The sequence below is a fragment of the Brevibacillus sp. NSP2.1 genome (assembly GCF_000470975.2).
In the GTDB taxonomy this organism is placed as follows: domain Bacteria; phylum Bacillota; class Bacilli; order Brevibacillales; family Brevibacillaceae; genus Brevibacillus; species Brevibacillus agri.
The window spans coordinates 1,846,976-1,868,336 of the sequence record NZ_CP048274.1 but is presented as its reverse complement, the minus strand read 5'-3'; the positions used below and the strand labels follow the sequence as shown (position 1 = coordinate 1,868,336).

General features: G+C 48.0%; 29 protein-coding genes. 4 read left to right on the top strand and 25 right to left on the bottom strand.

Annotated features, from left to right (window positions below):
• Positions 1 to 36: 36 nt before the first annotated feature.
• The 17 genes from M655_RS09305 to M655_RS09225 form a co-directional block, all read right to left on the bottom strand.
• Complete coding sequence (locus tag M655_RS09305; RefSeq protein WP_026557469.1) at positions 37 to 600, bottom strand: ParB N-terminal domain-containing protein; 564 nt, start codon at positions 598 to 600, stop codon at positions 37 to 39.
• Between the two features lie 218 nt (positions 601 to 818).
• Positions 819 to 1,313, bottom strand: coding sequence for a hypothetical protein (locus M655_RS09300; protein ID WP_026557470.1), 495 nt, complete (start codon positions 1,311 to 1,313; stop codon positions 819 to 821).
• Between the two features lie 41 nt (positions 1,314 to 1,354).
• Positions 1,355 to 1,882 (bottom strand): hypothetical protein, encoded by a 528-nt coding sequence (locus M655_RS09295; protein ID WP_026557471.1) that lies wholly within the window; start codon positions 1,880 to 1,882, stop codon positions 1,355 to 1,357.
• Positions 1,883 to 2,581: 699 nt separating this feature from the next.
• Positions 2,582 to 2,968 carry an ArpU family phage packaging/lysis transcriptional regulator gene (locus M655_RS09290; RefSeq protein WP_005836816.1) on the bottom strand — a complete coding sequence of 129 codons (387 nt, stop codon included), beginning with the start codon at positions 2,966 to 2,968 and terminating at the stop codon, positions 2,582 to 2,584.
• A 103-nt stretch (positions 2,969 to 3,071) separates the two neighbouring features.
• Positions 3,072 to 3,545 carry a DNA N-6-adenine-methyltransferase gene (locus M655_RS09285; RefSeq protein ID WP_081414710.1) on the bottom strand — a complete coding sequence of 158 codons (474 nt, stop codon included), beginning with the start codon at positions 3,543 to 3,545 and terminating at the stop codon, positions 3,072 to 3,074.
• Between the two features lie 36 nt (positions 3,546 to 3,581).
• Complete coding sequence (locus M655_RS09280; RefSeq protein ID WP_152344098.1) at positions 3,582 to 3,812, bottom strand: hypothetical protein; 231 nt, start codon at positions 3,810 to 3,812, stop codon at positions 3,582 to 3,584.
• Between the two features lie 228 nt (positions 3,813 to 4,040).
• Positions 4,041 to 4,991: a hypothetical protein gene (locus M655_RS09275; protein ID WP_286085993.1), complete on the bottom strand. Its 951-nt coding sequence runs from the start codon at positions 4,989 to 4,991 to the stop codon at positions 4,041 to 4,043.
• Positions 4,992 to 5,057: 66 nt separating this feature from the next.
• Positions 5,058 to 5,489 carry a RusA family crossover junction endodeoxyribonuclease gene (locus M655_RS09270; RefSeq protein ID WP_005836831.1) on the bottom strand — a complete coding sequence of 144 codons (432 nt, stop codon included), beginning with the start codon at positions 5,487 to 5,489 and terminating at the stop codon, positions 5,058 to 5,060.
• A gap of 11 nt (positions 5,490 to 5,500) precedes the next feature.
• Entirely contained in the window at positions 5,501 to 5,650 is a 150-nt protein-coding gene (locus M655_RS09265) for a hypothetical protein (RefSeq protein ID WP_157797593.1), read from the bottom strand.
• 12 nt (positions 5,651 to 5,662) lie between these two features.
• Positions 5,663 to 7,042: a replicative DNA helicase gene (gene dnaB / locus M655_RS09260; RefSeq protein ID WP_026557475.1), complete on the bottom strand. Its 1,380-nt coding sequence runs from the start codon at positions 7,040 to 7,042 to the stop codon at positions 5,663 to 5,665.
• Positions 7,043 to 7,047: 5 nt separating this feature from the next.
• Positions 7,048 to 7,797, bottom strand: a complete 750-nt coding sequence (locus tag M655_RS09255; RefSeq protein ID WP_035422761.1) for a DnaA ATPase domain-containing protein — start codon at positions 7,795 to 7,797, stop codon at positions 7,048 to 7,050.
• Positions 7,682 to 8,530 (bottom strand): DnaD domain-containing protein, encoded by an 849-nt coding sequence (locus M655_RS09250; protein WP_051353895.1) that lies wholly within the window; start codon positions 8,528 to 8,530, stop codon positions 7,682 to 7,684. The genes M655_RS09255 and M655_RS09250 overlap by 116 nt, the downstream gene beginning before the upstream one ends.
• A 208-nt stretch (positions 8,531 to 8,738) precedes the next feature.
• Positions 8,739 to 8,903, bottom strand: coding sequence for a DUF6906 family protein (locus M655_RS09245; protein ID WP_286085992.1), 165 nt, complete (start codon positions 8,901 to 8,903; stop codon positions 8,739 to 8,741).
• The gene (locus M655_RS09240) at positions 8,900 to 10,774 is read right to left on the bottom strand and encodes an ATP-dependent helicase (RefSeq protein ID WP_051353896.1); all 1,875 of its coding nucleotides are present in this window, start codon (positions 10,772 to 10,774) and stop codon (positions 8,900 to 8,902) included. Before M655_RS09240 ends, M655_RS09245 begins: the two co-directional genes overlap by 4 nt.
• Complete coding sequence (locus M655_RS09235) at positions 10,764 to 12,911, bottom strand: AAA family ATPase (RefSeq protein ID WP_035422763.1); 2,148 nt, start codon at positions 12,909 to 12,911, stop codon at positions 10,764 to 10,766. The genes M655_RS09240 and M655_RS09235 overlap by 11 nt, the downstream gene beginning before the upstream one ends.
• A complete protein-coding gene (locus M655_RS09230; RefSeq protein ID WP_026557479.1) occupies positions 12,911 to 13,846 on the bottom strand; it encodes a hypothetical protein in 936 nt (311 codons plus the stop codon). Before M655_RS09230 ends, M655_RS09235 begins: the two co-directional genes overlap by 1 nt.
• Positions 13,847 to 14,255: 409 nt before the next feature.
• The gene (locus M655_RS09225) at positions 14,256 to 15,542 is read right to left on the bottom strand and encodes an IS110 family RNA-guided transposase (RefSeq protein WP_221843694.1); all 1,287 of its coding nucleotides are present in this window, start codon (positions 15,540 to 15,542) and stop codon (positions 14,256 to 14,258) included.
• Between the two features lie 48 nt (positions 15,543 to 15,590).
• Between M655_RS09225 and M655_RS09220 the strand changes: the two genes are divergently transcribed.
• Positions 15,591 to 16,328 (top strand): DUF2634 domain-containing protein, encoded by a 738-nt coding sequence (locus tag M655_RS09220; RefSeq protein ID WP_286085991.1) that lies wholly within the window; start codon positions 15,591 to 15,593, stop codon positions 16,326 to 16,328.
• Between the two features lie 364 nt (positions 16,329 to 16,692).
• Here M655_RS09220 and M655_RS09215 read toward each other — a convergent pair whose 3' ends face one another.
• The 6 genes from M655_RS09215 to M655_RS09190 form a co-directional block, all read right to left on the bottom strand.
• Positions 16,693 to 17,226 carry a hypothetical protein gene (locus M655_RS09215; RefSeq protein ID WP_026557481.1) on the bottom strand — a complete coding sequence of 178 codons (534 nt, stop codon included), beginning with the start codon at positions 17,224 to 17,226 and terminating at the stop codon, positions 16,693 to 16,695.
• Between the two features lie 55 nt (positions 17,227 to 17,281).
• Positions 17,282 to 17,452 carry a hypothetical protein gene (locus tag M655_RS09210; RefSeq protein WP_173597757.1) on the bottom strand — a complete coding sequence of 57 codons (171 nt, stop codon included), beginning with the start codon at positions 17,450 to 17,452 and terminating at the stop codon, positions 17,282 to 17,284.
• Positions 17,449 to 17,625 carry a hypothetical protein gene (locus M655_RS09205; protein WP_157797597.1) on the bottom strand — a complete coding sequence of 59 codons (177 nt, stop codon included), beginning with the start codon at positions 17,623 to 17,625 and terminating at the stop codon, positions 17,449 to 17,451. The genes M655_RS09210 and M655_RS09205 overlap by 4 nt, the downstream gene beginning before the upstream one ends.
• Positions 17,622 to 18,176, bottom strand: coding sequence for a hypothetical protein (locus M655_RS09200; RefSeq protein ID WP_026557482.1), 555 nt, complete (start codon positions 18,174 to 18,176; stop codon positions 17,622 to 17,624). The genes M655_RS09205 and M655_RS09200 overlap by 4 nt, the downstream gene beginning before the upstream one ends.
• A 100-nt stretch (positions 18,177 to 18,276) precedes the next feature.
• Positions 18,277 to 18,591, bottom strand: a complete 315-nt coding sequence (locus M655_RS09195) for a hypothetical protein (RefSeq protein WP_026557483.1) — start codon at positions 18,589 to 18,591, stop codon at positions 18,277 to 18,279.
• A gap of 18 nt (positions 18,592 to 18,609) precedes the next feature.
• Complete coding sequence (locus M655_RS09190) at positions 18,610 to 18,843, bottom strand: hypothetical protein (RefSeq protein WP_035422764.1); 234 nt, start codon at positions 18,841 to 18,843, stop codon at positions 18,610 to 18,612.
• A 117-nt stretch (positions 18,844 to 18,960) separates the two neighbouring features.
• Here M655_RS09190 and M655_RS09185 point away from each other — a divergent pair, with 117 nt between their 5' ends.
• Complete coding sequence (locus M655_RS09185) at positions 18,961 to 19,170, top strand: hypothetical protein (protein WP_026557484.1); 210 nt, start codon at positions 18,961 to 18,963, stop codon at positions 19,168 to 19,170.
• Here the strand turns inward: M655_RS09185 and M655_RS09180 are convergent, their stop codons facing one another.
• Together M655_RS09180 and M655_RS09175 are read right to left on the bottom strand one after the other, a co-directional pair.
• Positions 19,171 to 19,365 carry a hypothetical protein gene (locus M655_RS09180; protein ID WP_026557485.1) on the bottom strand — a complete coding sequence of 65 codons (195 nt, stop codon included), beginning with the start codon at positions 19,363 to 19,365 and terminating at the stop codon, positions 19,171 to 19,173.
• 26 nt (positions 19,366 to 19,391) lie between these two features.
• Complete coding sequence (locus M655_RS09175) at positions 19,392 to 19,622, bottom strand: helix-turn-helix transcriptional regulator (RefSeq protein ID WP_026557486.1); 231 nt, start codon at positions 19,620 to 19,622, stop codon at positions 19,392 to 19,394.
• A gap of 152 nt (positions 19,623 to 19,774) precedes the next feature.
• Between M655_RS09175 and M655_RS09170 the strand changes: the two genes are divergently transcribed.
• The gene (locus M655_RS09170; protein ID WP_026557487.1) at positions 19,775 to 20,128 is read left to right on the top strand and encodes a helix-turn-helix domain-containing protein; all 354 of its coding nucleotides are present in this window, start codon (positions 19,775 to 19,777) and stop codon (positions 20,126 to 20,128) included.
• A 119-nt stretch (positions 20,129 to 20,247) separates the two neighbouring features.
• On the top strand, positions 20,248 to 21,306 hold the full coding sequence (locus M655_RS09165) for a three-Cys-motif partner protein TcmP (RefSeq protein ID WP_051353897.1): 1,059 nt from the start codon (positions 20,248 to 20,250) through the stop codon (positions 21,304 to 21,306).
• Positions 21,307 to 21,361 lie beyond the last annotated feature (55 nt).

The following is a 21,361-nucleotide window of genomic DNA, read 5'->3' as shown; positions in this document are numbered from 1 at the left end:
GGGACGCTGGGTAGATCGGCCAGGCTCCAATCCCATTCACGCTTCATCATCGTCATGCCCTTCTTCAACAGGGATCGTGTCTTTGGGATTAAAGACGAATCCGCAGCGCGGGCACTGGCAATCAAATTTGTCCTCTGCGAAATCGTCCAGGTCGAGCTCCTTGTTGGTGAACTCCGCGTCTGCATCGGTCTTGAACGTATACTGTTCGATCAACTTGTCGGCTTCTTCCGTGTCAAAACCGGTAAGCGTGACGTCAAGTTCATCCCTCAGCTCTGCAAGCACTTGAGCAAGCTTCTCGTCATCCCAATCGCCACTGATTTTGTTCAAAGCGAGATTGAGTGCCTTCTCCCTGGTCTCGTCCAAATCGACAACTGATACCTCTACCTCAGTGGCGCCCTGTTCGTTGACAAGAATCTTGTATCGCTGATGCCCGCCTACGAGGTTGCCTGTTCGTTCATTCCAAACGATCGGCTCAACGTAGCCAAAATCCTCGATAGAGCGTTTCAGTTTTTCGTAATCGGGATCACCAGGCTGCAGATCAATCCTTGGATTGTACGGAGCTGGGTTGATCAAAGAGACAGGTATTTTTCGTATATCCATGCTTTTCTGCTCCTTCTGGCAATAGTAGTAAGAATAAAGAATATTGCCAGCCCGAAAACGGCTGAATGCCTTGAGAGGAAAGGGCTGACATCGTTTTTTTGAGAGCTACGAATCGACTACTTTTCGAGCGAAAAAGTATACGTTTTGTATCACTACCAAAATCTACGGTCGTGCTTAGAGTGCCAAGGCTTCTGAGCCTTTGTGCTTCCGGCGACCCCCTATTCGGAATTCGGGTCTTCCCCGGCCTCCGTGATCTCCCGTCTGAATAGCTGCAGGAGAGATGTTTCCGCTGCTTTCCCGTTAAGCGAGAATAGCGGGTTGATTGCCAGTGCCGTCCTGCCGTCAGTCTCGACGCGACGGAGAATCCGCTGCTCGATGAATAACTTGACGATCTTTCGTGCCTGCGGATAGGAGCAGTCGGCAACTCTGGCGAGGTCCTTGACGGTGAGCGGTATTCCTTTCTGGCCACGCTCATTGTCTCCTTCAAGAAGATTCGTCCCCTCGCTGGCATAAGGGATGATCTTCAGCAAAAAACCAGCCTCAGCGAGTGATAGCTTCCTAAGCCGTCGCTTTGCCTTCTGGCTGGCTTTGATCTTAACGAATTTTGCGCTGCGCCCTGCTGGACGGAAAACTTTGACGATCTCGTCAGGGCGCCGGAGGATTTGCTCCTCGTAGAAAACTTCACCGGTTTCTGGGTCAACGAATTGTCTCACTACATCTCACCCACCTCCATAAAAAAGCACCGCTTGGGTGCTTATGTATCGGTCTTATTCCACTTCAAAATGTCTTTGTCTTTGCTATTTGTGACTATAATTTGCGATGGAAGAATACTTTGATTTTGCATTTCTTCCATCCGATTTCTAGTCTTACTCCAAATAATAAGTCCTTCATCAGCTCGTTCCTTTGTTTCAGCATCAGAAGTTGCGCTCTTCATCTTTTCAAGAGACTTAGCTACATCGTCGGCAATAGCTGCCTGCAGCTTAATATTTTCGCTGAGCTCATGCTTCATGTTATTTAAAGCAATTATATTTTCCGAAATTTTATTCATCTCGGATAGCACTTGTGAATGCTGCCTTGCAGTTTCATTTGCTTGAATATAAGGTAATATGACAGCCACTACCGCCAATAAAATTGAAAAGATGGTTGCTCCTAATGATAATTGGTCGTTTAAAACTTTGGGTTCATTTGTCTTCCACACGGAAATAACAACAATGAAGATTATTAATATAAGCATCCAATAAATAAAGTCTTTCGTTTCGGGAAAATTCTTCTTTTTCTCCATTTCATACCTCCCATTCCTATTTTGATGATAGGATTAAAATTTGTCTACCCCCACTTACTACGGCAGGGGTCTCCGCCGCGAGCCGATCCTTATGCCTGCTGCGGTCACAGACTGTTGGAGGTGGTGCAGCTGGGCCTGCAAGCCCGAACCAGCAAGTTTGCCCCTTGCTTGCCGGCAATGACACGTCCACTGCACTCTTGGGGAGGATCGGCGTATCGGATATGAGAGGTACTGGACAGGGATCGAGGAGCGCGGTGGCCTACCCTCGCAAGAATATTCCCTGTCCACTACATCCCCCTAATTTTTATCACTCAACGATCACCCAGGCAGACGGGAGTCGATGTGATTCGCGAGCGCGACAGACACAAAAAACGCAGAACAAAAGATACATAAAAATCTGCATCCTCCGTAGCGCCCGCCGCACCTTACACCCTTTTGGAGTGTGCATGCTCTTGTCGTCATGCGCGCATATAGGACTCCTGTTGCTCTGCCCGTTCGACTGCAACACTCATCGCCCCTACGTATCGCCCCGAGTACCGTCGTTGATAAGGGAGGATACGGTATCTCCCAAGAGCAAAACTCTTAACTCAAGGGTACCGATCCGACCAAAGAAAAACGTCCAGCATTTTGTCCATAATTTTCTCCGGGTTTTGTCCTACTTTTTGTCGGACTTTTTTTCGAGATATGAAAAAACGGCACTCAAATGATCCTGAGTGCCGTCGCAAGCTGGAATATCGCCTCTCGCTTTTTGATATAGTATTGGTCTTTCGTCAGTCCCAAGTCCAGGTATACGTTAATGTCGTTCACTCTGGCCGGGCTGAGATACTTCTCCTCGATGATCTTCCTCTCTATTTCATCCAGCGAATATTGGAGTGCCCGCTCGATCTGTCTCGCTTTCAGGTCGTTTTTTGTTTCTGACTGATGCAACCGTGGAAACAGCTGATCAATCCCCTTCTCGGTCTGCTCTTGTTTGTTTTGTACGGCGACACGGAGGGCTTTGTATGCCTTCAGCTCTTTTACAACAGCTTTACGGACCTCTCTTTCGTTCACTGGTTGCAGAAAGGATAATTGCTCTGGAGCGCTCATCTCCCATTCCCCCTTGTCCGGTTCCAATGGTATAATTTTCTTGGCCGAAATACCTTGGGCTCCCGGAGAAGGGGGCTATTTTTTATCAGCGTCTTGGTGTTTATCACTTATCAATCGCTTTATATGAGCAACCAGCCGATGCTGGGCTGAAAATCACAACCGCGTTTGGAAAAGGTGCCATATTGTCAGCTCCAACAAACTTCATACGACCTCGTACCAGTCTGATCTCAGCCTTCATGCAGTAGTCATGCCACCACTTCACATCAGTACGAGCTGGTAGCAAGCACACAACAGTCGCTCCTTGCTTGGCAGACTCGTAGGCTTTCTTGACCCATTTACCGATCTCTCTGCCGTATGGTGGATTCATCCAGCAAACACCTGTCCACTCTTGATGTAAACCGTCATCATCTGGTGTGAAGTATCTTTCACATTTCGCGTTTGTTGGTAAAGCGCACACGTCTAGTTGAAAGCCAAACTCATCATTGAGCTTGTCAAAAAACTCTTGTGGGGTTTCCCATTCCTCACGTTCAGATTTGAACATCGCCTTGTTAATGATATTGTCGGATGTTTTTATCACTGCTCTTCTCACCCTTACCGTTTTGTTAACACGTGCTTACTGCCTGGATACCTGGACCAATTTCGTCACCACGTCAACTTCTCTCTTGATCCGCTCAATCGCATGTTTCATATCGGGGTGCATGCCTTGTCCAAGCATTTGTACAACATCGTCCGGCCACCATCTGCGATTGGTATTAATACCTGCTTTTTCGGCAGCTTCTTTGATTAGAGCTAGCTGTTCACCCTTATTTCCGCCGTATCTCAGCTCATCTTCCAGCTCCTTCACCTTTTTCCTCAATGCACTGATCTCATCGAATAACCGTCCCTTAAATCCTCCCGTTCCAAGGCTGCATGCCGCCACCAATTTTGTAGTTATTCACCCATGAGTTGGTGCCTGATTGCTTGATAAATTCGTTCACATCCCGCCGGAGAATGCAGGATCGTCTCCAGGGATGGTTTGGTTTCGGTTTTACTGCTGGCATACATTTCCCCACCTTTCAGGAAGGGAGCAGCATTACGCTGCCCCTTGTTCCCCGTCGTTGTTGGATTTTGTCATATGCTCAGCGACCAGCTTTTTGTATTTGGACCAGGCACTCTGCATTTTCGTCGACGACTCACCGATCGAGTTCGCGATCTGCATCCATGTTTCTCCGGCCAACTTGCGTTTTAACAGGCTCGGGAAGTCGAAGGGGATATCTGCAAAAACAGGGGCTTGTCCGCTCAAAATAAACTGCTCAAGTGCCTCTTTATCAACGGAAGCAGCAGGCTCTTCGGAATCATCTGATCCACCTGTGGTTTGTGAATTGTCGCCCTGTTCAGAATCGCTGTCGTTTTCCTGCTTCGCTTCGGGTTCAGGATTGTTACCAGTTGCCTCGGCTTTACCACCTTGAGGCTCTGCTTTGTCTTTCCCTTGTCTCCACTCATTCCATTTCATTGCAAGTGGGGCGACACGCTTCCGATACTCATCGACCAGTTCGACAATCTTCCCGCTGGAGATACCAAGCTCACTTGCCATCTTCATGTAGGTTTCGCCATCGTATTTACGCTTGATGATGCTTTGGAAGTCATATGGCAGGTCTTCATAGCTAGGTGACATACCGCTGGTAATAAAGTCATCAATAACTTCCAATTCGGCCTGCTCTGTTTGTTCTTTGGTAGGTACCTTTTCTGGGGGCAGGCCCAGTTCTGCTTCAATTTGTTCCCCTTGTGGCTTAACTTCCGAAACAACGCCCTTATCATCCACTTTGTACGTTTTCAGGGGCTCATTTGTCTTCGCATTAATCGTGACGTTGTAGTTAACAATCAGGGATTCCATCGACACGTCAACCTTGCAATCGATCATCTCGGAGAGGCTGTCGAGCTTTCCGTCCAGGCCGTTATCCGATACCTCCAACACGATTTCTTTCTTGCCACCCGGTTTCAAATTCACTTTCTTGACAACAGATTTGAAATCAATGTACGGCATTCTATATTCCTCCCATATTTGGAATGGTGAGGGGGGACAGCTCATCTTCCACACCCTCCCTTGGTATTAGATTTCTTGAATGCTGATCTCGACCCGCGGCCGATCGCTGTACCATTTGCCAACCATTACCTCAACCACCTGCGAATCGTCCTTCCAGATGATATTTTTAAGAGCGTCCTTTACTCCCTTAAGATAGTTGTCAGCGTCCGGTTTGGATGTGGGGCGTATTCCTCCGGCTTCCGCTAAAGATGCCTTTTTCTTGCTGAAGGATTTCGGAATTGGACGGTATACCTTCACCTGTAGTCGCAATGGTCCTTCGACAAGCTTATCCGGTGCATATTCGCTTGCTACCAGTTTCACGAAATCTTTGTAATCACGTGACTTCTGCGGGTCGTACATTCGGATATGACCAGCAATATTTGCTGCGCGCGGCCGTCCCTGAGCAACTGGTTCGCCGTAAACCGTAAATCGAATTAACTGCTTATCAAGTGTCTGCATCATACCCCTCCTCACGCCGGAGTCCGATTGCGCTGCAGTTCAAAACGTCCCCATTCATCCTGCAATTCGGCTAACGTGGCTTCTTCCACCGGTTTGCCGCATGCCTCTGTAATGCCGTGTTTGATCAGATTGGCAAGCAGCACTTCACGTAGTAAGTTCATGCGTCATCTCCCCTATCTCCATGTTCTGTCCTTTTCATCATCATCTGCCGGCTTGTCTGCAGGTGTTGGCCTATCGTATCGGTGATCGATGCTGACGAACTTGTTATGCTCTTTCAGGAATGCGAGCTCCACCGTTCCGGTCGGGCCATTCCGTTGCTTGGCAATGATGACCTCGACGACGTTCTTGTTGGCTGATTCCTTGTCGTAATAGTCGTCACGATACAGGAAGGCAACGATATCGGCGTCTTGCTCAATGGATCCGGATTCACGGATATCAGACATCATCGGTCGTTTGTCTTGCCGCTGCTCGACTGAGCGACTGAGCTGCGACAGTGCAATCACCGGTACGTCCAGTTCCCGGGCGATCGCTTTAAGCATGCGGGAAACCTCGGATACTTGCTCTTGTCTGTTCCCCTTAGAAACGCAGTGAACGAGCTGCAGGTAATCGATCAAGATCATTCCTAGTCCATGCTGCTGTTTGAGCTTTCTCGCCTTTCTCCGAATCTCCTGAACCGTCAGACCAGGGGAGTCATCAATGAAAATTTTCGCTTTCGCCAAGTTTCCGATTGCTCTGGTCATTCGCTCCCAATCGTCGCCCTCAAAGCCGCCATTCCGCATCTTGGAAGCATCGATGTTTCCTTCCGCACAAATCATCCGCTTGACCAGCTGCAGGGTGCTCATCTCAAGCGAGAAGATGGCGACCGTTTCCCCTGTCTTGATGCCGATGTTTTGGGCGATATTCAATGCGAAGGCGGTTTTCCCAACGGAAGGCCGAGCAGCCAGGATAATCAAATCTGATCGCTGGAAACCGCCGGTCATTGCGTCCAAGTCTGGATAGCCAGAAGGTACACCGGTGATCTCCGTCTTGCGGGTACTCAGGCGGTCGATCTCCTCATAGGCATCCATCATGGCATCCTTGATGGGAACGAAATCGGAGCTGCTTTTCCGTTTTTCCCCCAAGTCCATGGCAATGCGTTCTTGCTCTGCAATCAATTCCTCAACGGTTTCGCTCTCGTATGCTTGGTTGATGGCCTTTGTGTTGGCCTCAATCACACGCCTGCGGTACGCTTTTTCCGCCACGATGTCCGCGTAATAACCCACGTTGGCCGCGGTAGGTACCGAGCTGGCCAGATTGGTCAGGTACGCGATCCCTCCGACTTCTTCAAGCAGTTTTTTGTCTTGCAGCTCAGCAGTCACGGTAACCAGGTCGATAGGCTTGTCCGCATCGTAGAGCTCCAGCATGACGCTGAATATTCGTTGATGATTGGCCGGATAGAAATCCTCGGCAGTCAGCCGTTCAGATGCTGTTTCCATCGCTTGCTTGCTGAGGAAGATGGCGCCCAGGACGGACTGCTCTGCCTCAATGTTCTGAGGTGGTAATCGATCGAACATGGCTCCTATGCCCTCCCTTCCAAGCGATAGTTCAAACCTTCGCCGCGCAGGGTCACGTTGAAGTCTCTGGTCATCTCGTAAATCCGAGAGCCAATTGCATCGTCGATATCCGATATCTCGTCAATGTCTCGCTCCGAGGAAACGAGCATCGGCAGATTGTTCAAGTACCGGAAATTGACGATTGCGAATAGTTGCTCGAGCTGGAACGCAGTAGGAGTCGTTCGGCCTTTGAAAAGATCATCGATGTAGAGCACATCGACCTGCTGCAGCTTCGTCACCTTCTCATCCAGCCTGTCCAGGTCGTCCTTGATGTTGTTGAACCCTTCCACCCACGGGAAGTACATCACAGGGATACGCTGCTTGATGAGGTTGTTTGCGATCGCCATCAACAAATGTGTTTTTCCGCTACCGACAGCCCCCAGAAGTGCGATGCTGTTTTGTCTTGTCTTCCGGATCTCGTGAAATGCCTTGTAATAATCCGTCGCTGCCACGTAAGCATCCAGTACTACTTGTGGCCGATCCAAATCGAAGTTTTTGAATCCCATATGCTGAAAGCCGGGAGTGATTTGGCTTGCGCGGAACAATCGCTCAATTTTCGCTTGCTCCTGGCACTCGCAAACCCGCCACACCTCATGGCCGTCAGATGACGTCGTCAGGAAGCCACCCTTGTCCATGCACTTGGAGCATGCGCTCGTTGTAGTTGTCCGGCTTGTTGAGGCGTCCTGCTTCGCCTTTTGTGATAGGTTTTGGAACATCTGTTTGAGCTCTTCTGCGCTGATTGCCTGCACCAGCGTCCCCCCCTCTAATTGGCGTTACCTTTGCCATTTTTGCTTTTTCAAACTCCGCCTTCTTCTGCCGCATTTGATCCACAGTTTTGACATTTTCCTGCAGGCAACGGCGTAAGACTCTGTCTATATAGGCCCATGAGCGCTTTTCGTGAATGGCAGATTCACGTATGGCTTCAAGGACAATCAACTCGGGCTCATCGAAGTAACCACCTTCCAACCAGTCCAGCATGTTGTCCTTGATGATCTCCGTAAGCGGACCGATTTCTTGCTGATAAGCAGTAAAGGGGTCGATCTCTTCGCGCGCGTTATCATGCTGAGGAAGAAGAAGATTATCATAGAAGAATAATGGGACACCGTTGTGGCTACCGTTGCGGACACCATTGTGGCTACCATTGTGGACACCATTGCGGTCACTATGTGACCACAAATGATTTAAACGGTAGACTGCTGATTGATTCCCTTTCCTAGATTGAAAAGTGATGTACCCTTTTTGAGCGAGTTCATTGCGGGCTTTTTTAAACATGCTGTCTTTTAATCCCGACTTAACGCAGAGCACCGATGCAGCCACCGCAAACTCGTCTATCCATCCAGCCTTATAGTTTGTGTGTACCAGTGAGTGCCACAAAGCTATTGCCGATGAAGATAATGGGTTTGTTTCGAGCCGATCATAGAATGCGTTAAGCACTTGCAAATAGTTCACTTGTTTTCACCCGCTTTCTCTCGTCAGGATACTTTTCGATGATCCATCATGCTGAGGAAGATGATTGGCACCTCCCATGGCTGCTTTTTGCGTTTATTTACACACTTTAGGACTGCAAACTCTTCTCCGTTGCGCCAGAAGGTTTTAGTGACCTTCCAGCGCAGTGTACGGAGCTCATAGACTTGTCCAATCATCACGATCACCCCGGTTAAGAGGCCCTCAGCTCAACGACTTTTACCTTGCCTGATCCTTTATGCTGCAAGTGCCAAGCTGTTGGAAGCTTCTTAATGATCAACCAGTTGTCCGGTTGCAAATTCGGTGCGAGTTGTTTGAGCAGAATCTTTTCTTTCAGCTGCAAGCTCCTCCGTTTCACAGTCCCACCTCCTCCACAGCGGGCATGAGGCCCATTTCCCTGATGAACTGGCTGGCACCAGGCTGGAAGAACTTTTTACCGTATAAAGCGATTTCGCGTGGCCGGGTGAGAATGAGCCTTCTTTTTGCCCGCGTAACGGCCACATACATCAGGCGCCGTTCCTCTTCCATGTCGACCGTTCTCTTGGATGGAAATGTGCCCTGATTCATCCCGACCAGGATCACCGTGTCGAATTCAAGACCTTTGGAACCGTGGACGGTGAGCAGCTGAACGGCGTCCTCGTCTTTGCGGAAGTAATCCTGTATGTCTCGGATTCGAAGCCATTTCAGAAACGCTTCGATGTTATTCCGCTCGCCGGCAGCCTCCTGTTGCACGCACCAACGCTTGACGTATCGAAGAGCTGCCAGCATATCGTCGATGCGGTTCTGCAAGCCCTTCTCTTCGTAATAAGCTTTTAAGCCGATCGCGTACCCAGCTTGTCTCATCGCCTCGTAAGCATCGAGGTCAAAGAACCGGATCTCATCAAAGTTTCGTAATGTATCAACGATTCGGGCGAAATCCTGCACTTTTGGGCTTCCTTCCGCCCGCAATACATCCAATGGCCGCTCGCTTGACCAACTTGGTTTGGAGAGCAAAGTCGCCCGTTCAAGGTCCGTCATCCGGTTTGTTGGGAAGTTGATGCAGGACCAGAGCGCCTTTTCATCCTTTGGGTTGACCACCAGGGACATGAAGCTGATTAGTTTTTTGATGTCCGTCCGTTTAAGCGGATCAGCGTCCTTGTTCACGACCACCGCTGCCATCTTAGCCTCGGCAAGCTTGTCCTTTAAGATTTCAAGCTGTCCATTCGTCCGCGCCAGCACTGCGATATCCGAGAGCTTCCCGCCTTTCTGGACATGGAAGTAAGCTGTTGACACCACATAATGGGCCTCTTCCTCCACCGTAAGCGGTGCTTCCACCAGCTCGATCGGTTGACCGTCTCGTTCGTTCACAAGCCTTTTATCCGTTCGGTTCTCGTTATGTTTAATTAGAGTGTTGGCGGCTTCCACGATTGGAGCCGTTGATCGATAATTCCGTTCTAGCTTGATCACTTCACAATTGGGATACTGTTTGGGGAAGTCCAGTATGTTCTGCACATTAGCCCCGCGAAATCCGTAAATCGCTTGATAATCGTCACCTACAACGAACAGATTCTCTGGAGCCATTGCCCGGATAATGTCCATCTGCACATTGTCGGTGTCCTGAAACTCGTCCACATATACGTACTTGTACTGATTTCGATAGTATGTAGCGATGTCGTCTTGTCTCATCAGTTCCAAGGTTTTGGTAAGCAAATCATCCAAGCTGATGGCATTGCTCTGTTTTAACCTGAAAAGATATTCCCGCGCTGCTTGCTCCGATTCGTAAGAGCGGAATTTCCCTTCTCCGCCACGAACCAGCAGGGCAATATCGTCCAATACTTGCCGCACCTTCGCATCGTATCTGAACTCATCGAGGATGGCCGCAATGATGGCCTCTTGGTCCTCCTGGTCATAAATCGAGAAGTTGGGTTCCAGTCCAACCCGATGGCCCCATTCACGCAGCACGCTGACGCAGAAGGAGTGAAAGGTATTGCAGAAGAGTTTCTTTGCCTGTTCTTCACCGATGAGGTGAGCAATCCGTTCCTTCATTTCCAGCCCTGCCAGGCGGGTGAAGGTGAGTGCCAGCATATTGCTGGTCCCCACCCTCTTCTCCTCATGCAGATAGGAAATGCGCGTCGTAAGCGTCTTTGTCTTACCTGTACCGGCACCAGCCAAACATAGAATGACCGGCTCCTTCGATGTGACAGCAGCTGCTTGTTCCTCGTTTAATCCCTGAAGAAGGTTAAGCGACATCTTCTGCTGCCTCCTTCAAGCCGAGGGGATGCACCCTCCACCCGACTGGGACAATATCATGCGGGTCAACCACGCCAGCAATCAGGATGTTGTCCAGTTTGTCAGAGAGCTTGTCCAAACCGTGCAGGACGTTTCTCAGGTTCGTTTCATCGAGGTTCTCGATGTTATCCAACGCAAGCACCTTGATCGGAGGTTTCGCCCGATCCAACACAGCCACCAGGAAGGCGATCAGGAAGATCATCTGCTGACCAGTAGACAGCGCATCGAAGTTACGACGCTGGCTGCTGTCCTCCCAGCCAAACTGGAAGATTTCCTGCCCGGTGTCCGATTCCGTTTGGAAGAAAACAGGGTAATTGATCCCCAACACTCGCAGATTGGACTCAATATCTTCCCTCATGGGCTCCAGCATTGTCTTGACGATCTCTCCCTGAATCCCTTTTGCTCCAAGCGCTTGATCCAGCATTTTGAAAGCCTCTGATTTGAATTGCGCCTCTTTGTTCGCCAGCATGGAGGTGCGGAGAGTAGCCATCTGATTCCGTACCTTTTCCTGCTCCTCAACCTTTGCCTGCAGTTGAGTGATTTGGTCACGCAGACCGTTCCGACGGGTCTCCAACAAATCAAGGGGAGCAATGGCTTCGACTGGCTCATTTTGCAGCTTGTCCCGTTCTTCCTGGGCACGCTTCAGGTCATCAAGTCGATTTTGCTCCGCGCCCAGTATGGCCGATTTCTGTGCTTGTAGGTTTTTGATGGATTTGGCTCGTTCCGCATTTTCCTGCTGATATCGGTTTGTCTGCTGCATAATGAGCGACAACCGCTGCTCGATCTCCATAATCCGTTCACGCCGTTGCTGAATGGCTTTCTCAGCGGTGTTCAAGTATTCATGATGCCTGTTTATCGCTTCGTCTTTTTGGGCAATCTCCGAAGCAGCGTATTGGATGTATGCTGAAAAATCTTTGTTGCAAGCGATCTGACTCTGAATCACGCAGACCCCTTTTGTTTTGTTGATGGTATCCAATGTTTGCTGTATGGAGGCTTTTTCCGCGGTAAGGCGGGCAATGTCCTGATTCAATTGAGTGATTTCGTGTTGCTGAATATTGTTGACTTCTTTTTGCAGGTTGGCTCTTTCTATGGAAAGGGCATCGAATTCGGTAGTGTCGGCAATATGTGTCATCTGAGCTTCCAACGCCTCGATTTGCTGATCAATCCAGTCTGTAGATTCTGGCGTCTGAGAAGATAGGCGTTCAATCAGCGTTGCCAGTTCTTGCAGTCTGGAGAGCCTGCGATCAATTGCCTTTTTCTTCTCCGTATCCCTTGCCAACTGAGCTTCAACCTGCACCAGCTGCTCACGAATCTCGGCCAGCTCCTGCTTGTTTGCCTCAATGTTCCGATCCGTTTCGGCCATCTTATTTTTTTGCTCAGCCAGCTGCTTAATGGCGCCTTCTGCATTCTTGGCCTTCTCTTTCCACGTGGACCATTCTCGGGAGACATACCCGCGCATTGCGAGCAGACCCTCATCAATCGACATGCCGTCCTTGTATTCGGACAAGACTGCAGCGATGATCTCCGTTAATGCCTGATGAAGATCAGGAGAATTGACCTCAATCTCCATCGTCAGCAGCCGTTCCTCCAGATACTGCGCCACTCGTTCTTTGTTCCATCCACCTTCGATGCCGGCGCTTAGGCCATAGATGAAATCACGGCGTTTAGCATCGGAAAGGGTGAGAAATTCGTTGAAATCCAACATCACTGGGAAGTTTCCAACCTCTGCGGCAACACGAGCCTTTCGGTCGGTTTCAGTCCGTTCCCCGCGTGCTGGCGAGACGGTAATCGATTCGGAAATGGTGACGTTCGGTATGCCCTTTGTAAGCTTGGTGGTTCGCTCAAATGTTCGGGTGAACTTGAATCCCTCGAGCTCTAGCCCTACGCTCATCACATTTTCGTCAGAAGAGAATTTGTAATTATCCAGCGCTCGCTTGCCGTTCCCTGGCACATAACCGAGCATGGACATTTGCAACGCTTGGAGGCGGGTGGTCTTACCCGATCCGTTCCGGCCAATGAAGATGTCTTTTCCGGTCAGAGGCTGCTTGTCCGTCGTTCCTTTCAGATTCTGCATGGTGATCGCTTGGATTTTGCTCATCAGAACTTCACCTCGCCTTCACCAGCGGAAGCAGCGCGGCTGAACAGATCGCCCTGATGCCCGGAGGATACGGAAAACTCATCTTCTTCCTGATCGATAATCATATCTTCGGTAGTGGCTTCGGCAGTAGTTTCGATGATCTCAGCACGTTGGCCGTTCACTTTGACCTCTTCGCCACGTTCGGCTTGGGATGCAATCTCCAACAGCTGTTTGCGATCAAACTCGTTCACGTACCCGACCACTGTAACGGCTGCTACACGATTTTTTTCCGGTCCGCTTACTTCGACATATGGATAAGCCAGCGCGGGGTGCTTGGACATCACCAAGCGCTCACAAATGGTTTGAGCATTCCGCTCAGCAAATTGCTTTTTATTGATGAAAGTATCTACTGCTTTGAGAATTTCTTTGTGGGAGAAATCAACGTATACACCAAGATGGCCTTGGATTTTGTAGAATCCGCCGCTTCTCTTTTCTTCTTCCGTCAGCATTGCCTCCATGCAAACCCGACCAGCGTCTTTGTTATATTTGACTTTATTGGTCAGGTCTTGAATGAAATACATATTGACGTCGTAGAGAAGTGTTGCAGATGTTATCACGAGGTTCCCGATAGGGCTGAAGCCGATCGCAAGCTTTTTGACCCATACCTTGCTAATCGTTCCGCTCTCGGGATCAATGATCGGATAAGGATTGACCACCGTATGCCCTTCAGGAAGCGTTAGTTTTTCGGGGGTTACAATGGAAAGGCCAGCAATTTGATTCAGTTTGTTAAATCCCTTTGCCGTTACCATCCCTTTGTCTTGAATCACTGCGATTTCGCCTTGCTTTTCGGAAAGGGCCATTCTGCCTTTGACAGAGCGAATTTGCCCTCCATCCGTTTTCTTGACAAAAACATTACCGTCACCAAGGCTTGTGATTACCGCCAGTTCATTACTCATTTACGTACCTCCCACTATAAAGTAATGTTTTCTCCTGTTTTCTCGCTCATTCTCTGTTTTTTAACTTTGACATCTTAAAGCTCTTGTCGGAAGATTGAAGGAGATACAAATATTTCTGTAAGGGCTGTGGCGGGAATAGAGCCTGCAATCACCAGTTTCCAGACTGTGGATAAAAAGGTATGATCGCACAGTGGATCTCCACATCCGCCCTCGGGGTTTACCCTCCCATGTCACGCTGGGTCTATGCCCTTACATTCCTTCGTTCTACCTCTCAAGGGGTGGAGGCCGATTCTAGCTCCTCGACTGGGTCGTTGCCCTTATGGATTATAATTCTTCGGCTTCTCCGGTGCTTCCGTTGTCATGGTTGTACACATGTGAATAAGCGAGATGACAGGTTTGTTGATAAGCTTTATGCAGCACTTTGTTGTAGCTGGGCTTGTCGAATCGGCCCCAATACTTCGTTTGCGTTATACTCTTTCTGCTTTGTCCCCAGTGCATAGAGGACGCGAACCAGTTTTCCACATAAGGCGATAATCGATTGCTTCTTCTTGAGCGGATTTTGACTACGCGTTGTATAATACTCGTGGAGCGCTTTAAACTCTTTGTTTTTGGCTACCATCGGCAGCATGCAGCGGAACAAGATGCCTCTTAGGCGAGAGCGCCCCCGCTTGCTGATTCCGGTCTTTCCCTTACGTTTTCCAGAGCTGTTCTCCGTCAGATTCAGCCCAGCCAGACGGATGATCTGCTGTCCATGGTCGTAGTTGTTCAGATCGCCAACCTCCGCCAAGAAGCCGGCGACGGTCAGAATGCCAATCCCTGGGATGCTCAGCATTTGCTTCGTTCCGGGGATCTTCTCCAGAATCTGCAGGACTTCCGTCATAATGCTTTCTTCTTGCTTGCAGTACAGATCGTACTGCTGCAGCAAGGCGGCAAGCTCGATTCGGGCAGCTGTCAGCCCCTCGGTAAGCCCGATAGAGACCGTAGCGGCAGCATAGAGCTGCTCCGCTCTCTTGATGCCCACCCCACGCTTGATTTCCGTCTTCCAATGTGTGAGAACGCCTCTGGCGCCTATCGAGACAATCTCCTCTGGAGTGGGAAACTGGCGCATGGTCATCAGTGATGCCTTGCCTTCCCAGTCCTTAAACACTTGTGGATACTCCGGAAAGTAGCGGTCAAACCAGTTTGTAATCCGAGCTTTCACTTGATTCAAGCTCACCATGACCTTCTCCCGAAAATTCATCAGAATGCGTAGCTCTGCATATTCCTTGGTCGGCAAATTGGGCTCTGAATATTTCCCGCTCCGAATCAGGTCGGCAATGACCTTCGCATCCTTGTAGTCGCTCTTGGTCTGCGAGTTGTCCTCAAGTTCTTTGCTCTTGTTCACATGGTGCGGATTCACGACGACGACCCTGATGTCTTGCTCCTTCAAAAATGCCGCTAACGGGAACCAGTAGTGTCCGGTAGGCTCGATGCCAAATACGATGTCGGTTTTCTCATGTATCCGGCCAAGCTCCTTCATCCACGCAGCCAGTTTCGTTAGCCCCTCCTGATCGTTGTGGAACACACATTCTTTCCCAAGCTCAATGCCTCGGAAATCCACGGCTCGAGCTACATGAATCTTTTTGGCGATGTCCGCGCCAACAACCAGTGTTTTTTCGGTAATTCGTGTAATCCGTTGATTCTGTTTCTGTTTCAGCTTATACTTCATGTAGAGCGTCCTCCTTTTCATTAGGGCAGTGTGAATGTGACCATTCCAAGACCCAGCATACAGGAGGCGCTTTTTTCTTTCAAAGCTCAAATTTCTTCATTACAGGAATGGCTCCTCTTGTTTTTTGGAGGTCTATCCGCTACGATTGAATTGATTCCCAATCGTGCTTTAGACCAAAGGCTCAGCGTTGCAGCGCTGGGTCTTTTATTCTTTTACAGGACTTTCCAACCATTCTGTCGAAACTTTATGTCGGAAGAACGTGAACTTTGGCGAGTGGGCGTTCTCCAACAACTAAACAGGATGGTGAAAATTATGAAATGGTTGCCTGCTACCCCAGTTGTATCAACTATTCAAGAAAGACTAAGCGCCAATGACTATCTAAGAGACATGAAGTTTGACTTTGAAAAAGGCGACTTAGTACTGGAGAACGGAGATTTTGGAACGGTAAAGGGAATCGATGCTTTTATTCAAAAAGTGGTAAAGTTCACTCTTACCGAAAAAGACAAGTTCTCCTATGGCCTTATGAACAAGATCTTTCAGGCTAGCAACCAAGATGAATTTGTTGCTGAAGCTATAGACTTAGCGAATGGTTTGGTTTCTCAGGTGCTTAGTGACTCAAAACCTGGTTCATTAAACGGTTTAGGCCATACTATCGAAGCGATCGAAAGTATTGAAAAAACTACGCTTAATGGAAAAGACTTTTTGTTAATATCCTTGCGAGCATCAGGCGTGGATCATGTATTGGTAATTCGTGTCCCCTATCCGTGGTGGTAAGTAATTCAGCTAATTCTTTTACGATGTCAGTAGCTATCGAACCGGATTGCTTATCTACATCATCCGGTAGGGCTTCCATCATTACCTTTAGGTACTCTTCCTTTTGAGCCGTCTTTCCGACGGCTCTCTCTTCTAGAATCACACGTAATTCCTCCCGCACGATCTCGCGGATTCGCTGCTCGGTCAGTTGCATTGATTTCACCTCCTCTCGTTTAGTCACGAGGTCGCCACCATCCCAACCTCTACGGCGGCCGTTGTAGTTCCTTGCCTACTCCCGTTGTGACCTCGCTATATATGACCTGTCTCATCAGGCAGGGATGGTCATTTCCCTGCAACTGAGGCGGAGTGCCCCAGTTTCGACTCTTTAACCGGCGAGAAAATCACGCTGGCTTAATCCGTGGTACCCGAGAGAATTTTTTCGATATGCCGCGGAATCCTGATAGATTTCACGAATGTTTGCTTCTGCATCTGTAAACACGGAATGATCCAACTTCTCCCACACGTAATCACGAATGTATTCGCGGCTGTAAACCTGATCGTGATATTCAAAGAGGTCCAGCAATTCCTCTGTCTCCTGGGCAAAGAGGTCGTCCTGTTGCAAATCAATCGTTCCATCGTCTTCAACGAACCGCTCAGGATTGCTGCTATACACGTTTTCCAAGCGATCTCTGACCAGCTTTGCCAAAATGGTCACCAGCTCCAGAATGTTATCGCCGATGGACATGTCCAAATGGTTCACCTTGTTTTGCACATCGATTTGTTTTTTTGCCAGCTGCTCCAACTGCTGCTCCGTATCTTGCAAGGCCTGCTTTTCTTCATTGAGAAGCGCATTCAGGTTGGTGGTCTCTGTAATAAGCGAACGAGCTCTAGTGATGTTGCTCAGCGTGCTGCTTTTCATATGGGTTGCCCTCCCTTTAAGGAATGTGGTATTCTTCCGGTATCGAATATTTTCGTTAGGCCGTCTGTTGCGAGCAGGCGGTTTTTTCTTTGTCTTGGATTTGTTCGGTCAATTCCCGCGTGATCTGCTTGTAGACTTCATGAGCAACCAAGTCTCCTGCAGTTTTGGCAATGATCATCATCCGTTGATAAAAGTGGAGCTGCATCCGCAGTGTTTGGATATTCACGCTGTTCCCTCCCTCGCTTCAACTTGTTTCCGAAATTCGTTCAGCCGTTCAGCATACAGCTGATTTTGCTTATCCCCCTCTTGTACAAAGAGAGCCATCAACCTTGCGTCATATGGATAGGTTTGCTCCAAAACTTCCAGCACCCGGCGATTCCATTCCTGGGCCTTCGTCATTTCACCCCCCCTCCCCCGGTCACCATTTTTAGAAATCCGCGTTTGGCAAGTTTGGCTTTATGGTGTGTCCATTGATAGACCCATGAAAGCTTGACCTCTCTGCAAATTACCGCGGCCATGTTGGTGGTTGAGGTGATCACGTCGAGAGTTTCCTGAATCAATTGCTCCAGCTGCTGGCGTTCTTGCGTCGTGAGGCTCTTCGGCGGCTTAATTAGAATCGCTTGTGCCTTCTTGATCGCATCCAGGAGCTCTTCTACTTCCTCGATCGTCTTGGCAACAGCTGTGTGCCGGTTGAGTTCCACGTTATCGCCGTCAAGGATCACCGGGCTTGTCCCCGCGGTAGATTCGTGAGCGGCAGCCATTGCCAGAAACGCGTTATCAGTAAGAAGAATCGATTTTGATTTCACATCCGGTGGCGCTACGGCGCGCCCGTTTTTGTAAGCAGAGACCGCTTCTCTACTTACGTGTGCCTCAAACCCAAAAGTCATTTGCGTCATGTTGGCTTCCATCAGCGCATTTCCCAATTGATGACCGAATTCATTTGCGCTCATTTGTTCGTTCACTCCTTACCCTCGATATGTAGTTTTCTGAGATACAATGAAGTTGCTCATCTTCCAGACTCTCCCCCGGATCGCCGTCCCGGGGGACTTTCTATAAATAACGGAGCTCAATTGCTTTCAGCGCCAAACGGGTGTTGTTATGGTCCAGATAATCCATGTAACCAAGATCGACCTTGTTCGAGTCGTTAAATAAGTGGAGTGCAAGGTCCAACATGAATTTCTCACTGTCGGACCAAGGTTTTGCTTCTTGTTTCAAAGCTCGGATTTTCACTCGTTCTGCATCAAGGTCAAAGTATTTCGTGTTGAAATATCTTTGAAGCTTGGAGTGATTTTGGAACAGGAAGATCATGCTGCGCCAATGCCGACTACTTTTCAAATGTTCCGGAATCGCTCTTTTTTCGGACATCTTGCTTTCCTCCTTTCTCTAAGCTGAAATTTCAGTTGGCTTATGTTGGGATACATGAAGCTCTATCCCCGCCCAGCGACAGAATGCATCGCGCGGCACCCTAATACTCTTGCCTACAACGATTTTTGGGAATGTTGGATCTTGGGCCAGTTCGTACGCCCGGCGCAATGCTATGTCCATTACGTTGGCAACATCGCGCATTTTCATCATCAGAGGCAGTTGCTCGACATCGGTAATCTTTTGTTTTGCCATTGCAATCACTCCTTTCTTGTAGGATTTTCCACTCTTCCCGCCGAATCTGATTGTCGGAAGAACGTGAACTTTGGCGAGTGGCGTTCTTCTGATGTCGGATACGAAAGGGGTGGGAATATGGATGAAACTATCCGTGAGTTAACAATCCTTTATATGAAAAACTCTGTAAAACTGTCTGACTATCAAAGTCCAGAGGACTATGCGAGGATCTACCTCGAAAACTATTACCGAATTAAAAATGAATTATCGGCATCCAAAGCTGGTATGAAGTCAGAACAGTTGCAAAAGCTCAATGAACGAGGAAAGGGTAATTCTGGATGGATTTGATTATTTTTTGATGATGTATCCATCCTCCATCAATCGATGGATTAAGCTGCCTAATTCAACAGCTCCTTTTATCACCTCCGGCAAGACAATCAACTCTTCGCTGGAGGTTCCATTTTCACACTTGTCCTGAATCCAGTTAAAAACAGATCGTGTGGTACGAGTGATATCAAGAAGCACTTGCTCGTTTTGGTTCACAAACCTCATCTCCTTTCATCACCCCATTAGGCGGGTTTGCCTTTCGAATCACTACACAATTCGTGACATTTTTGTTCAAAAAAAAGCGTCCAATCAACGTCTAACACTTTCGCGATACGCTTTGCGACATTAACGCTTGGCGTTCGATTATTTTGTTCTATCATTGCATATGTCGTACGTGCAATTTCTGCCTTACTTGCGACCTCTTCTTGCGTGAGGCTAAGTTCGTTGCGTTTCGCAATCAGCCAATTTCTCATTTCTAGACCCCCTTTCCTTGTCACAAACCGTGTATCTTTATCCTTACTTTAATACACAATTCGTGACATGTCAACCGAAAAATACACTTTTCGTGACATTAATTTCAATGTCACTCATTGTGTAGTTATAATGTATTCAGGAGGTGATCTAGTTGTTAGGTGAACGCTTGAAAGAACAACGCCTTGGGAAAAAGCTACGTCAGGAAGATGTTGCAACTAAGATCGGCATCGCCAGAACTACATACGCAATGTACGAACAAAATAAGCGAGAACCGGACAACGAAACCCTCCAAAAACTGGCTGATTTTTTTGATGTCCAAATTGACTACCTTCTTGGCCGCACCACCGATCCCTCGCCCTCCGCCCAGAAGGACAAGCCCGTGAACCGAGCTTTTCTGGAACTACCGGACGACATAAGTGAGGAAGAGAAGGAGTTTCTCCAGGCTCAGTTGGATCTGCAGTTGGAGATTTTCAGGAAGTTGAAAGAGAAAAACAGTAAACAATGACACCACGACACAACATCACGACACACTTTGTAGTGGTGTTTTTGTTTTTTCTAAGGTTTTAGAATAATCACAAAATTGTCACTAAAATATAGCCTTTTAGCATAAATGGAGGGAATTTCATGACATGGGAAATGCCAGCACATACACGTGCTAAGCACGTAATCTTAAGAAATTATTTGAATGCTTGGTTTCCGATCATGGCTTTTACAAACCCGAGAATTGTATATATCGATGGTTTTGCTGGTCCGGGACGTTACACAGGCGGTGAAGATGGTTCACCCATAATGGCCTTAAATATCGCCAATGATATTTACAACACGCATAAAGCGAAACTACAGAACAAAGAATTCGTATTTTTGTTTACAGAGGCCAGTAAGTCCAATTACGAATCTTTGATTGAAGAAATTGATGACCTAACGCTTCCGAATAATTTTAAAGTTATGGTTGAACATGGTGAGTTCGCTGATGTATTAAGTGATGGATTGGACAAACTTGGCAAAAATAGTCTGGCTCCCACATTTGCATTTATTGATCCTTTCGGAACAAAAGGAGTACCATTTGACTTGGTAAAAAGAATCATGTCGTATAAAAGTTGTGAAGTATTCTTTAATCACATGTATTCTGGAGTTGTTCGTTCAGTACATACAACTGACCATACTGAACTCTATGGTACAGATGAGTGGAAGGAATTTGTAGATCTCACTGGGCCTGACAAACATGAAGCTTTTACTGGCTTGTATGCTAATCAGCTTAATACTGAAGCGAAAGTTAAATATGTAAGAACTTTTGATATCAGAAACACAAGAAATGCAACTATATTTGATCTTATTTACGCCACTAACAATGAGATAGGGTTAGATAAAATGAAGACCGCCATGTGGAAAGCTGATCCGCAAGGAAACTTCACCTTTAGGGATACAACCAACAAAGGGCAAATGGTCCTTTTTGAAGATGAACCGGATTTATCTCCACTTCGACGTGAACTTCTTGAGAATTTTGCAGGAAAAACTGTAAGTATAGAGACCATTGAACAATTTGTTATCACCGAAACTGCTTACTTAACTTCGCACATCCGACGAAAAACCCTGACTCCTCTCGAAAAAGAAGGTATAATTTCTGTAAATCGTACAGGTAAATCAGGATTCCCGTCAGGAACAAAAATCTCGTTCCCATCATGATGTAGAACGAATGTTCCCTGTGTGGTATAATGGTAACCGAAGGAGGGATGTTCAA